Genomic DNA, 12,855 nt, shown 5'->3' on the forward strand with positions numbered 1-12,855 from the left:
GACGCGCAGGGCGGACAGGAATCGAACCTGCAACCTGCGGTTTTGGAGACCGCTGCTCTGCCAATTGAGCTACCGCCCTAGAGGCCGATCGGCCTCGATCCGCCCACACTCCTGTGCCTTCACTCCCGAAAAAGTGACTGCCCGATCGGCGGGCACGGCGAAAGAATGCAGACTTCAACTGCACGCTCAAGTGTACGGCATGGGTCGAAGCGTGGCGAACCTGCGAGACACACCACCCCGGCCGTTGAGCGAGCGAAGCGAGACGAAACGCACCCCCGGGCACGTTTCGACTCATCGCTGCGCTCCTCGCTCAACGACCGACGTCCCGCGAGCGAAGCGAGCCGAAACGCTACCCGTGGCCGCTGCGGCTCCTGCTCCGGCTACTCCATCCTCGAATGGCATCGATACCGCCGCCGATGAACGCCTCTCGCTTCGCGTGGCTCCAGCCCTGAATGCGCTTCTCCCATGCGAACGCCTCGTCGATGCGGTCGAAACGGTAGCTCCAGGCGAGCGTGACCGGCAACCGCCGTCTCGTGTACTCGCTCCCGAACCCGGTGCGATGCTGCTCGAGCCTCACCTCGAGATCTCGGGTGCTGCCGGCATAGAAGGTGCCGTCGGCGCAGCGAAGAATGTACGTGTCATGCCGAGACGGTAGGCGCTGCCGCCGACACCACGTTTCGACTCGTCGCTGCGCTCCTCGCTCAACGACCGAAACACCACCCCGGCCGTTGAGCGAGCGAAGCGAGACGAAACGCACCCCCGGACACGTTTCGACTCTTCGCTGCGCTCCTCACTCAACGACCGAAACACCACCCCGGCCGTTGAGCGAGCGAAGCGAGACGAAACGCACCCCCGGACACGTTTCGACTCTTCGATGCGCTCCTCACTCAACGACCGAAAACACCACCCCGGCCGTTGAGCGAGCGAAGCGAGACGAAACGCACCCCAGACACGTTTCGACTCGTCGCTGCGCTCCTCGCTCAACGACCGGAATGACTACGGGCCGACGCGGACGAGCTTCTTGTTCACGAACTCGTCCGCGGCGAGCAGACCCATCTCGCGACCCGTCCCGCTGCGCTTGACCCCACCGAACGGCAGCTCGGGCGAATCGGCCAGCACCAGATTGACGTAGACCATACCCGCGTCGATCTTGTCGGCGATGCGCTGCGCCTGCTCGTCGTCGGTCGTGAACACGTACGAGCCCAGCCCGAACGGGGTGTCATTGGCGACCTTGACCGCTTCGTCCTCGTCGGCGACGCGATAGACGACACCGACGGGTCCGAAGAACTCCTCGCGGTAGGCATCCATCTCAGGTGTCACGTCCGTCAGCACCGTACCGGGGTAGAAGGCGCCGTCGCGCACACCGCCGGTCACGAGCGTCGCGCCCTGCGCGACCGCCCTGTCGACCTGTTCGGCGAGCCGCTCGGCCGCGGTGAGAGATGAGAGCGGGCCGAGCACGGTGTCGTCTGCGAGGGGGTCGCCCACTTTCGCGCCGCGCATCGCGGCGGTGAACTTCTCGAGGAACGGCTCGTACAGGTCGTCGGCGACGATGAAGCGCTTGGCGGCGTTGCAGGACTGGCCCGTATTGTCCAGGCGCGCCTCGACGGCCGCCTGCACGGCGCCGTCGAGATCGTCGGTGGAGAGCAGGATGAAGGGATCCGACCCGCCGAGTTCGAGCACGACCTTCTTGAGGTTGCGCCCGGCCGTCTCGGCGACGGCGGCACCTGCGCGCTCCGAGCCCGTGACCGACACCCCGTGCACGCGGCGGTCGGCGATGACCTCGGCCGCCTGCTCGTTCGTGATGTACAGGTTCGTGTACGCCCCCTCGGGGAACCCGGCATCGTGGTAGATCGCCTCGATCGCCGCCGAGGATTCGGGGCACTGCGGTGCGTGCTTGAGCAGGATCGGGTTTCCGATCAGGAGGTTCGGCGCCGCGAATCGGGCCACCTGGTAATACGGGAAGTTCCACGGCATGATGCCCAGCAGGACCCCGAGCGCGGAGCGGCGGATGACCGCGGTGCCCTCGCCGAGGATGTCGATCGGCTGATCCTGCATGATCTTCTCAGCGTTGTCGGCGTAGAACTCGGTGATGTCGGCTGCGAAATCGACCTCGCCCAGCGCGGCGGCGAGCGGCTTGCCCATCTCGCGCACGATCGTGGCGGCGAGCTCGTCGCGCCGCTCGCGGTGCAGCTCGGCCGCACGACGGATCAGGCCGGCCCGTTCGGCGACGGTCGACGTACGCGCCCAGCCCTGGGCGACGGCATCCGCCGTCTGCAGCGCCTTCTCGAGTTCTTCCGCGGTGGCGAGAGGGTAGGTGGCGAGAGTCTGGCCCGTCGCCGGGTTGACGACCGCGTAATCGGACATGAGTGGATCTCCGTTCGTGGATGGACTCAGCGACGCGACCGGCGGATGCTCGCCGGAGCGTCGAGCGAGAGGGTCTCGCCTCGGAAGAAGGCCGGGCGCTTGATGGCCTGCCAGATCATGACGATGACACCGAGCAGGATGACCGTGACGCCGAGGATGAAGACGAGTCCGACGCCCGCGACGTTGGAGCCGCTGCCGTAGTCGGGATCCATGCTGTCGATGAGGGTGCGCACGAAGAGGAACGCGAGGATCGCGCCGCCCACGAGCGGGAACAGGAACGTGAAGAACACGTTGCGCATCGAGTCGAACCACTGCTTGCGGAAGTACCAGACGCACGCGAACGCGGTGAGGCCGTAGTAGAAGCAGATCATCATGCCGAGGGCCGTGATCGTGTCCCACAGCACGTTCTCACTGATGAACCGCATCACCGCGTAGAAGACGGATGCCACGATCGCCGACACGATCGTCGCGTAGCCCGGGGTGAAGAACCGCGGGCTGACCGCCGAGAAGCGCGACGGCAGCGCCCCGTAGTGGCCCATCGCCAGGAGTGTGCGGGCGGGCGAGACGAAAGTGGACTGCAGGGATGATGCGGAGCTGGTGAGCACGGCGAGCGACACGAGGAAGGCGAGCGGACCGAGGATCGGCCCGGCGAGCGCGAAGAACACGTTGTCCTGGATGTCGGGATTACCCAGACCGAACTCGCCCGTACCGGTGCCGGCGTACATGAGCAGCGAGATCGCGAGCAGCAGGTAGAGCACCACGATCGTCACGACGGTGATGGTGGCTGCGCGCCCCGGCGTCTTGTCGGGATCCTTCGTCTCCTCGTTCATCGTGAGGGTGACATCCCACCCCCAGAAGATGAAGATCGAAAGCGACAGCCCCGCCACGAGCGTGCCGATCGACGAGACGGCGAACGGGTTGAACCACGACCATTCGAAGGTCGACGCGTCGAACGCGTTGCCACCCAGCGTCTCGAAGATCGCCGCGCCGGCGAAAAGGAGCAGGACGAGCACCTGGAAGCCCACGAGGAAGTACTGCAGCTTCTGCGTCGTCTGCATGTCGCGGTACGACACCATCGTCGCCCCCGCCATGAACAGCAGGCACACCGTGACGTTGATGAACGGGTTGCTCGCGAGATCGGCGATGTCGGGATTGCCCGAGAGCTGCGCGATCAGCAGGAAGAGGAAGTCCACCGCGATGCCGGCGAGGTTCGAGAGCACGAGGATCGTCGCGGCGATCAGCCCCCACCCGGCCATCCAGCCGATCCATGGACCGAATGCCCGCGTCGCCCACGTGAAGGACGTCCCGGAGTCGGGCATGCGGTTGTTGAGTTCGCGATAGCCGAAGGCGACCAGGAGCATCGGGATGAACCCGAGCAGGATGATCGCGGGAACCTGGAAGCCGACTTCCGAGACGGTGGGGCCGAGCGCGGCCGTAAGCGTATAGGCCGGAGCGATGCACGAGATGCCGATGACGACGGCGCCGATCAGTCCCACCGTGCCTGCACTCAGGCCCTTGCCTGACAGCCCGCCGGGCTTGTCCCCGGTCGCCGGAGCCAGGGGTACTGCTTCTTCCTGAGCGCTCATCGCTTCTCTCCTTCGAGTGCGGGCTCGAGTGCGGTCTTGTCTGCAGGCTTGCGCGTGCGGGGTACGACGATCATCGGCACAGGCAGTTCGTGGAGCATTTTGGCGGCGGTGGAACCGAGGAACAGGCGCCGCGGCTGGGCGAGACGACTCGAGCCCACCACGGCGATCTCGCCGGGCTCCCAGCCCAGGTGGGTGACGGCATCCTCGATGCTGTCGCCCTCGGCGGCGACGGCCTCGGATTCGATTCCACCGGGGAGCGAGTCCCGCGCACGGGAGAGGACCTCGTCGGCGTGGGCCGCGCCGACGACGCGGATCACGCCCGTATCGACGCCCGAGGGCAGGTCGACCGTGACGAGCGAGATGAGCCGCAGCTCGGCGCGCGTGGCCGTCGCGAGCGCGACCGCCTCTTCGAGCAGGGCGTCGGCCCCCGGCCTCGTGCCGAGAGCGGCGGTGATGCGCGTGATGCCCGTGGTCGGATCGATGCGCCGCGAGCCTTCGGGGGCCAGGACGACGGGCACGTCGGAGGAATGCAGCAGCTCGGTCGCGACGGTGCCCAGGCGATGGCGCCCGCGCAGTCCGCCGTTGGCCGCACCGACCACGATGTGGCTCGCGCCGAGTTCGTCAGCTGTCGCCAGCAGCCCCTCGGCGAACGACTCGCCATAGCGGACGTGCGTGCGGTGGGGCACGGCATCCCCCACCATCGACGACGCGTCGGCGAGCCAGCCGGCGGCGCGCTCGCGCAGATGAGAGTCGTAGCCGGCGTCGGGCGGGGTGATGACGCTGCGCTCGTACTCGGGGAGCACCATGACCAGATCGAGTTCCGCATCGGATGCCGCGGCCAGCCGCGCACCGACGGCGACGGCGTCCGCCCCGGCATCCGTCGCGGTGTACCCGACGACGATCCGGCCGCTCACGCGCGAGCCTGACCGATGATCGCCTCCGCCGCGACCCGTCCCATCCGTATGGCGCCGTCGACGTGCTGGTAGCCGGCGCCCGCGAGGTCGCTGCAGGCGAAGTGGATCGGGCCGACCGGCGTGCGCAGGTCGGCGCCATAGCGGTGAAGTCCGCCCAGGTCGAAGCTGGCGGCGTAGGCTCCGCGCGTCCACTCCTCGCTCCCCCAGTCGCTTTCGTAGTACACGACGGGTTCGAGGGCTTCGGGCCCGTAGTAGTGCGAGAGCGACTCGAGGATTCGCTGCTTGCGCTCATCGGCCGACAGGCGGAAAACGTCATCGGCGTGCTGGTCCGAGACGAAGCCGACGAGCGTGCCGCGGGTGTCGCCGTGATTGGAGTTGTCGTACGCCTCGTGCGAGAGCTCGTAGGGGCTGAACGCCGTGCCGGAGAGCCCCTTGTCGCGCCAGAACGGCGTCTCGTACACCGCGTGCACCTTGATGACGAAGCCCATCGAGAGATGCTGGTGCAGCTGGTGCTGCAAGCGCGGGAGAGGCGGAACGAACGAGATGCGGTCGTAGAGCACGGGCGCGAGCGCGAGGATCGCGTACCGCGCGCGCACCGTCATGCCGGTCCCGGCTGAGCCCGTCGAAGCGTCCGAGATCGCGGTCACCCCGCCGTCGGAGTACTCGAGCGTGCGCACGGCCTGCCCGAGGAACACATCGTCGCCCAGGCGCTCGGCCAGGAGGAGCGGAACCTGCTGCAGACCGCCCACCACGCGCTTGTCGAGGATGAAGTCGGCGTCGACGAGGTGGGTGAAGCTCCCTGCGCTGGCCGCCATGAGCAGCGCCTGCAGCGCCGAGAATGCGTGCGGCGGCTTGGTGAGCATCGCCCCGGCGATGAACAGGGCGATGTTGTCGACCGCCTCTTTGTCGTCGGTCTGCTCGTACAGCCACGCCTCGAACGAGATCTTGTCGAGCGCCTCCGCGTCGGGATGCTCCCACGGGCGATCGGGGTCCATCTGGGCGACCATGGCGTCCAGCCGGTCGATGAGGTCGACCATGATCTTCTCGGTGGCCGGGGGCACGGGGAAGATGTCGCCCGTGAAGCGCGTCAGCTCACCTGCGGCATTGATGTAGACGCTCTCGCCGTCGCGGTAGCGGCTGTAGGTCTCGAGGCCGAGCTCGGCGACCGTCTCGATCAGCGCATCCTGATCGGGCGACACCCACTGACCGCCGATCTCGAGCATCGCGCCGTCGATCACGTCGGTCCACAGGCGGCCGCCGACGCGGTCGCGGGCCTCGAGCACGGCGACCGAGAGCCCCGCGCGCTTGAGGTCGTTCGCCGCGGTGAGCCCGGCGGCTCCCGCTCCGATGATGACGACGTCTCGGGTGATCTCAGTCATGCGGTGCTCCTCCATTGGTGCGGGATGCTGCGGGTTCAGCGGGGTTCGAGGTACGGGCTACTGAGCTGCGAGGGCTGAGGCCACGATATCGAGCCCCTCGTTCAGCAGCGCGTCGGGGATCGACAGGGGCGGCAGGAATCGGATGACGTTGCCGTAGGTGCCGCACGTCAGCACGATCACACCGTCGGCGATGCACGCCTTGGCGACCGCGGCGGTGAGCGCAGCATCCGGTTCCTTCGTTTCGGGATGCACGAACTCGGCCGCCACCATGGCACCCCGCCCGCGCACATCGCCGACCCGCGGGTCGGCGGCCTGCAGGGCCGTGAGACGCCCGGTCAGGATCTCGCCGACCTCGTTCGCGCGCTCGATGAGACCGTCGTTCTCGAACGCGTCGATCGCGGCGAGCGCCGCAGCGCACGCGATCGGGTTGCCGCCGTACGTGCCGCCGAGTCCGCCGGTGTGCGAGGCGTCCATGATCTCGGCGCGGCCGGTCACGGCCGCCAAGGGAAGCCCCCCAGCGATGCCCTTGGCAGCCGTGATCAGGTCGGGGATGATCCCGAACTGCTCGCTCGCGAACATTGAGCCCGTCCGGGCGAAGCCGGTCTGCACCTCGTCGGCGATGAAGACGACGTCGTTCGCGCGGCACCACTCCACCAGGGTGGGCAGGAAGCCGTCGGCCGGGACGATGAACCCGCCCTCGCCCTGGATCGGCTCGATGATCACGGCCGCGAGGTTGCCCGCACCGATCTGCTTCTCGATGAGGGAGATCGCCTTGGCCGCGGCATCCGGACCGGACAGCCCGTCACGATAAGGGTAGGAGAGGGGCGCGCGATAGATCTCCGAGGCGAACGGACCGAAGCCGCTCTTGTACGGCATCGCCTTCGCGGTCAGCGCCATCGTGAGGTTCGTGCGGCCGTGGTAGGCGTGGTCGAATGCGACGACGGCCTGCTTGCCGGTGTATTTGCGGGCCACCTTGATCGCGTTCTCGACGGCTTCTGCCCCCGAGTTGAACAGGGCCGTCTTCTTGGCGTGGTCACCGGGAGTGATGCGGTTCAGCGCCTCGGCCACGGCGACGTACGACTCGTACGGCGAGATCATGAAGCACGTGTGCGTGAACTGCGCCACCTGCGCCTGCACGGCCGCGACGACCTTCGAGTGCGCATTGCCGAGCGTCGTGACGGCGATACCCGAGCCCAGGTCGATCAGCGAGTTCCCGTCGGCGTCGACGACGACGCCTCCGCCGGCGGCGACGGCCTGGATCGGAACGGTGTGGCCGACGCCCGAGGCGACCGCGTCCGCCTTGCGGTCGAGCAGTTCCTGCGAGCGCGGACCGGGGATGCTCGTGACCAGACGCCTCTCCTGCGGCAGCGAGGGGCCGCCCAGGGGCGGCGTCGAGAGGGGTGCGGCGACAGTGGTGGAGGCGCTCATGTTCGCGAGCGTAGGGCGGGGGATGCCGCATCCGCACTCTCCAGGTCGTATAACCTCGATCGGCAACTGTACGTTCGGTACAGTTCAGACGTCGGTTCTGCGGAGAGCGAGGGTGCGATGGACGCGAGCGATGACGCGCCCACACTGCGGGCGCTTCTGCGCCGGCGGGATCTCGCGCTGCGGCTGGAGGGCGAGCCGAAGGACCTCGCGCCCGGAGCGCTCGACCGGCCCGTGCGATGGGTGCACAGCTCGGACCTCGCCGACCCCACGCCGTTCCTCTCCGAGGGGCTCGCGCTCCTGACCACCGGCACCCAGTTCCTCGGCGTCTCCGACACGAACCATGCCGACGACAGCGCCGTCGAGGCGTACGTGCGGCGGCTGCATGCCCGCGGCGTCGTCGCGCTCGGCTTCGGCACCGAGGTCGTTCGCGAGGGCATACCCCAGGCCCTCATCGCATCGTGCCGGGCGATCGGGATGCCGCTGTTCGAAGTGCCCTACCGCACGCCCTTCATCGCGGTGGCGCGCGCGAACGCCGAGGCGGTGGCGGCGCAGGCCTACGCTCGCCGGAGCTGGGCGCTGGCCGCGCAGCGCGCGATCGCGCTGGCCGCCCTCCGCCCAGACGGGCTCGGCGCGACCCTGGCAGAACTCGCCCGCCAGCTCGACACGTGGGTGGGCCTGTTCGACGCGTCGGGGGTCCTCACGCGCGAGCACCCGGCCCACGGGCTCGACCCGGCCGTGCGCGACGAGCTGCAAGCGGAGGTCGGCGCGGTGCTCCGCCGCGGCGCGCGCGCCGGATCGGCCCTGCACATCGGCGACACGCCTTTCTCTCTGCAGACGCTCGGCCGGGGCGGACATCTGCGCGGAGTGATCGCGATCGCCGCCGGCGAACTCGACCAGGAGGGCCGCGGCGTCGTCACCGCCGTGATCGCGATGGCCGGTCTCGCGTTCGAGCAGAACCAGGGCCTGAGCCGCGCACGCGGGATGCTGCGCGCGGGCCTGGTCCAGTCGCTCCTCGCCGACGACTCGACCCTCGCGCGGCGCATCTCGCGCGACCTGTGGGGGCCGCTTCCCACGGCGCCCGTGACGATCGCGGTGACGGAGGTCGTGGCGTCCCGCGTCGATGCGATCGCCGAGCTGCTGGAACTGCGTGCCGATGAGCGCCGGGGGGCTCTCTTCTTCGGGCGGGGCACCTTCGAGAACGCCGGCGAAGGCTTCGTCGTCGTGGTGCCGAGCACCGACGAGAGCGTGCTCGTCGAGCTCGCCGAGCGCTTCGAGCTCGCGCTCGGACTCTCGGCGCCGGCCGGCTACGACGGCTTCGCCGAGGGGGTGCGTCAGGCGCAGGTCGCGCTGCGGTCGAGCACGGGCGCGGGGCTCCGCCGCTACGGCGATGTCGCACGCGGCGGGGTGCTGGCGGCGCTCGCCACCGACGAAGCCCGCGTTCTCGCGCGCAGCGCGCTCGCCCCGCTCCGAGAGCACGACGCGGCGCACGGCACCGCCCTCATCGACACTTTGCGGGCGTGGCTCGACGCCGACGGCTCGCACGAGGCATCCGCGCGCGCGCTGGGCGTGCACCGGCACACCGTCCGGGCGCGGATCGGCCTCGCCGAGCGTGTACTCGGTCGCGACCTCGGCACATTCGCGGCCCGCGCCGAGCTCTGGGCCGCGCTACGGGCCCTCGGCGACGGGTGACCCGGGCTCGACGGACATCCGGAAGGACGCGCGGGGCAGAAGCGGCCGATTCCGGCCCGAATCGGCTATTCGTGCCTCATCCGTCCTTCGGCGTGTACATGTAGCTCGGGTCAGCGCGGGGCGTGCGCCTCGAGGAACTCGTATACGTCGGTCGTGTCGACGCCGGGGAACGCCCCCGTCGGCAGCGTCGCCAGCAGCGTCCGCGGGGTGCGGACGTTCGGCCATGACTGATCGCGCCACGCCGACTCGAGCGCCGCAGGAGCCCGTCGGCAGCACACCTCGACGGAATGCTTCGAGACGCCGCGGTTCTGGGTATCGCGCCCGAGGAACCACTTCGTGTCGTCGAAGCGCACCCCGACGCTCACCGAGTGGGCCCCCTCGCTGGAGGCCTCGACCCGGGCGGTGCACCAATACGTGCCGTTGCCCGTGTCGGTGTACTGGTAGTACGGGTTGAACTTGTCGTCGACGTCGAACACGACGCGGCTCGTCCAGCGACGGCAGCACATCTGCCCTTCGCTGGAACCCAGGCGATCGGTCGGGAAGTTGACGTCGTCGTTCTCGTACGACTTCGTGATCGTGCCCGACTCGTGCACCTTGAGGAAATGCACCGGGATGCCGAGGTGCACGGTCGCGAGGTTCGTGAATCGGTGCGCGGCCGTCTCGTACGACACCGAGTACGCGTCGCGGAGGTCTTCGATCGAGATCGACCTCGCCGCCTTCGCGTCCGTGAGGAACGGCACGGCGTGCTCTTCGGGGATCAGCAGCGCGCCGGTCAGATAGTTGGTCTCGACCCGCTGGCGCAGGAACTCCGCGTAGGACGTCGGCTCGGAGTGCCCGAGCATCCGCGACGAGAGCGCCTGCAGCACTGCCGTCCGCGGATCGCCCTTCGCGGTCAGCCTGCTCGAGAGGTACAGCCGGCCGTTCTTCAGGTCGGCCACGCTCCGGGTGGTCTGCGGCAGGTCGGGGACGTAGTGCAGGGTGAAGCCGAGATGCGCCGCGATGTCGCTCGCGGTGCGCTGCGTGAGCGGCCCGCCCGGGTGATCGACCGCGGAGAGGATGCCGCGGGCCTGGGTCTCGAGGTCGGGGAAGTAGTTGTCCTGCGTGCGCATGAGGCGGCGGAGCGCCACATTCGCTCGACGTGCCTCCTCCGGCGTCGCGGCGCGTTCGTCGCGCAGGCGATCGATCTCGCCCTGCAGCGCGAGCATGGTCTTGAGAGCCTCGGTCGGCACGGTCTTGCCGATGCGGAACGGCGGGATGCCGAGAGCTTGGAAGGTCGGTCCGCGCATCGCCCGTTCGAGACCGATCTCGAGCGTCGAGCGCTCGTCGAGGGGCTCGGTCTCCAGGAGTGCGTCGAGCGTCGTCCCGAGCGCGCGGGCGATCGCCTGCAAGAGGGTGAGCTTCGGCTCGCGCCGGCCGTTCTCGATCATCGAGAGCTGACTCGGCGCACGGTCGACCGTGGCCGCGAGCTCTTCCAGCGTCATGCCGCGCTCGGAGCGCAATTGGCGGATGCGGCGGCCGATCGTCAGTGAATCCACCTCTCGATCGTCGTCGACGTCGAGGGCGGAAACCGGGTTCATGTCGGTCTGCATGTGGCGATTCTGTCACAGAAGCAGAAATATCCACGTTCTTCACAGCCTATATGGCCGGATCAGCCGCGGAACTTCTCGCAGAGTGGACACACGACCCACCGCCGGTTGATTCGCACCACGGATCACGAGCAGCCCGCACCCGCACACGCAGCCGGAAAGCGGCACTCCCGAATTCTCCGTACACGCTCACAGGAAGACAGGACCATGACACCTGCAACCGCCACCCCGATGCGCACGCGCACCGCGCCGATCCCCCTCCAGACCCACGAACCGTCCATCGAGATCCTGGGTCGCCTCGGTCCGCGCTACGACGAGATCCTCACCCCCGAGGCACTCGTGTTCCTCGCCGAACTGCACCAGCGCTTCGGCGGCCGCCGCCACGACCGGCTCGCCGACCGGATGCGCCGCCGTTTCGAGATCGGCAACGGACACGACCCTCGATTCCGCGACGACACCGCGCACATCCGCCACGACACCGAGTGGCGCGTTGCGGGAGCAGGCCCAGGCCTTGAGGACCGCCGCGTCGAGATCACGGGACCGACCGATCCGAAGATGACGATCAACGCCCTGAACTCGGGCGCGAAGGTGTGGCTCGCCGACCAGGAGGACGCGACCTCGCCCACGTGGAAGAACGTCATCGAGGGCCAGCTGTCGCTGCGCGACGCGATCCGCGGCGAGCTCAGCTTCACCAGCCCCGAAGGAAAGACGTACGCGGTGACCGCCGAGCAGACACCGACGATCGTGATGCGCCCCCGCGGGTGGCACCTGTCCGAGGCGCACCTGCAGTTCACCGACCGCACCGGCCGGGCGCTCGCGACCTCGGGCTCGCTCGTCGACTTCGGGCTCTACTTCTTCCACAACGCGGCGCGTCTGATCGCGAACGGTCGCGGGCCGTACTTCTACATCGCGAAGCTCGAGTCCAGCGAAGAGGCGAAGCTGTGGGACGACGTCTTCTCGTTCAGCGAGGAGTACATCGGCATCCTGCACGGCACGATCCGCGCGACAGTGCTCATCGAGACGCTGCCGGCCGCATTCGAGATGGAGGAGATCCTCTACGAGCTGCGCGACCACATCGCGGGCCTGAACGCCGGCCGGTGGGACTACATCTTCTCGATCATCAAGAACTACCGCGGCAGGGGCGCGCGGTTCGTGCTCCCCGATCGCAGCGAGGTGACGATGACGGTGCCGTTCATGCGCGCCTACACGGAGCTGCTCGTCAAGACGTGCCACAAGCGCGGGGCGTTCGCGATCGGCGGGATGAGCGCGTTCATCCCGAACCGCAGAGACCCCGAGGTCACGGCGCGTGCGTTCGAGAAGGTCGCCGCCGACAAGAAGCGCGAGGCCGGCGACGGCTTCGACGGCACGTGGGTGGCCCACCCCGACCTGATCCCGACGGCGATGGCCGAGTTCGACGCGGTGCTCGGCGACAGGCCGAACCAGGTCGACCGTCAGCGCGACGACGTGGAGGTGACGGCATCCGATCTGCTCGATGTGCACATCGGACGCCCGGTGACGGCCGCCGGCGTGCATGCGAACGTGTCGGTGGCGATCAGGTACCTCGAGGCGTGGTTGCGGGGCCTCGGCGCCGTCGCGATCGACAACCTCATGGAGGATGCCGCGACCGCCGAGATCTCGCGCTCGCAGGTGTGGCAGTGGATCCATCAGGATCGCCGCACCGAAGACGGCACACCGATCACCCGCGATTACGTCGAAGAACTGATCGGCCAGGTGCTCGGCGAGGTCGAGCGCCGTGACGGCGATCGCTTCGACGACGCGGCGGAGATCTTCCGCGACGTCGCCCTGGGGCAGGAGTTCCCCGCCTTCCTGACACTGCCCGCCTACTCGCGCTTCCTCATCGAGCTCGAGTGATCTCCACCGACCTCGGCTCATGCCAGCCGACCGAACC

At 68.6% G+C, this 12,855-nt stretch carries 9 protein-coding genes and 1 tRNA gene; 2 read left to right on the forward strand and 8 right to left on the reverse strand.

Translation table 11 applies throughout. From position 1 onward, the window contains the following. Positions 1–6: 6 nt before the first annotated feature. The 7 genes from F6B43_RS09500 to gabT all read right to left on the reverse strand — a co-directional run bounded on the left by F6B43_RS09500 (position 7) and on the right by gabT (position 7,671). Positions 7–79, reverse strand: a tRNA-Trp gene (locus F6B43_RS09500). Between the two features lie 270 nt (positions 80–349). Further along, complete coding sequence (locus tag F6B43_RS20015; RefSeq protein WP_281349531.1) at positions 350–757, reverse strand: GIY-YIG nuclease family protein; 408 nt, start codon at positions 755–757, stop codon at positions 350–352. Positions 758–996: 239 nt separating this feature from the next. After that, entirely contained in the window at positions 997–2,364 is a 1,368-nt protein-coding gene (locus F6B43_RS09510; RefSeq protein WP_150448713.1) for an NAD-dependent succinate-semialdehyde dehydrogenase, read from the reverse strand. A gap of 26 nt (positions 2,365–2,390) precedes the next feature. Then, positions 2,391–3,950, reverse strand: coding sequence for an APC family permease (locus F6B43_RS09515; protein WP_150448714.1), 1,560 nt, complete (start codon positions 3,948–3,950; stop codon positions 2,391–2,393). Next, positions 3,947–4,864, reverse strand: a complete 918-nt coding sequence (locus F6B43_RS09520; protein WP_150448715.1) for a universal stress protein — start codon at positions 4,862–4,864, stop codon at positions 3,947–3,949. The genes F6B43_RS09515 and F6B43_RS09520 overlap by 4 nt, the downstream gene beginning before the upstream one ends. Then, entirely contained in the window at positions 4,861–6,243 is a 1,383-nt protein-coding gene (locus F6B43_RS09525) for a flavin monoamine oxidase family protein (protein WP_150448716.1), read from the reverse strand. Before F6B43_RS09525 ends, F6B43_RS09520 begins: the two co-directional genes overlap by 4 nt. A gap of 57 nt (positions 6,244–6,300) precedes the next feature. Continuing rightward, positions 6,301–7,671 carry a 4-aminobutyrate--2-oxoglutarate transaminase gene (gabT, locus tag F6B43_RS09530; RefSeq protein WP_150448717.1) on the reverse strand — a complete coding sequence of 457 codons (1,371 nt, stop codon included), beginning with the start codon at positions 7,669–7,671 and terminating at the stop codon, positions 6,301–6,303. Positions 7,672–7,788: 117 nt separating this feature from the next. On the opposite strand from gabT, the gene F6B43_RS09535 reads away from it, so the two are divergent. Then, complete coding sequence (locus tag F6B43_RS09535) at positions 7,789–9,360, forward strand: PucR family transcriptional regulator (protein ID WP_150448718.1); 1,572 nt, start codon at positions 7,789–7,791, stop codon at positions 9,358–9,360. A gap of 110 nt (positions 9,361–9,470) precedes the next feature. On the opposite strand, the gene F6B43_RS09540 is transcribed toward F6B43_RS09535, so the two are convergent. After that, the gene (locus tag F6B43_RS09540) at positions 9,471–10,949 is read right to left on the reverse strand and encodes a helix-turn-helix transcriptional regulator (RefSeq protein ID WP_246159892.1); all 1,479 of its coding nucleotides are present in this window, start codon (positions 10,947–10,949) and stop codon (positions 9,471–9,473) included. 204 nt (positions 10,950–11,153) lie between these two features. Here F6B43_RS09540 and aceB point away from each other — a divergent pair, with 204 nt between their 5' ends. Continuing rightward, complete coding sequence (aceB, locus tag F6B43_RS09545; protein WP_425486829.1) at positions 11,154–12,818, forward strand: malate synthase A; 1,665 nt, start codon at positions 11,154–11,156, stop codon at positions 12,816–12,818. The last annotated feature ends 37 nt before the right edge of the window (positions 12,819–12,855 follow it).

Source organism: Microbacterium rhizomatis (genome assembly GCF_008710745.1).
GTDB classification, from domain to species: Bacteria; Actinomycetota; Actinomycetes; order Actinomycetales; family Microbacteriaceae; genus Microbacterium; species Microbacterium rhizomatis.

Coding starts and splice junctions, on each gene's coding strand:
- F6B43_RS09510 (WP_150448713.1), bottom strand. CDS start 2,364: ATGTCCGATTACGCGGTCGTCAACCCGGCGACGGGCCAGACTCTCGCC.
- F6B43_RS09515 (WP_150448714.1), bottom strand. CDS start 3,950: ATGAGCGCTCAGGAAGAAGCAGTACCCCTGGCTCCGGCGACCGGGGAC.
- F6B43_RS09525 (WP_150448716.1), bottom strand. CDS start 6,243: ATGACTGAGATCACCCGAGACGTCGTCATCATCGGAGCGGGAGCCGCC.
- gabT (WP_150448717.1), bottom strand. CDS start 7,671: ATGAGCGCCTCCACCACTGTCGCCGCACCCCTCTCGACGCCGCCCCTG.
- F6B43_RS09535 (WP_150448718.1), top strand. CDS start 7,789: ATGGACGCGAGCGATGACGCGCCCACACTGCGGGCGCTTCTGCGCCGG.
- F6B43_RS09540 (WP_246159892.1), bottom strand. CDS start 10,949: ATGCAGACCGACATGAACCCGGTTTCCGCCCTCGACGTCGACGACGAT.
- aceB (WP_425486829.1), top strand. CDS start 11,154: ATGACACCTGCAACCGCCACCCCGATGCGCACGCGCACCGCGCCGATC.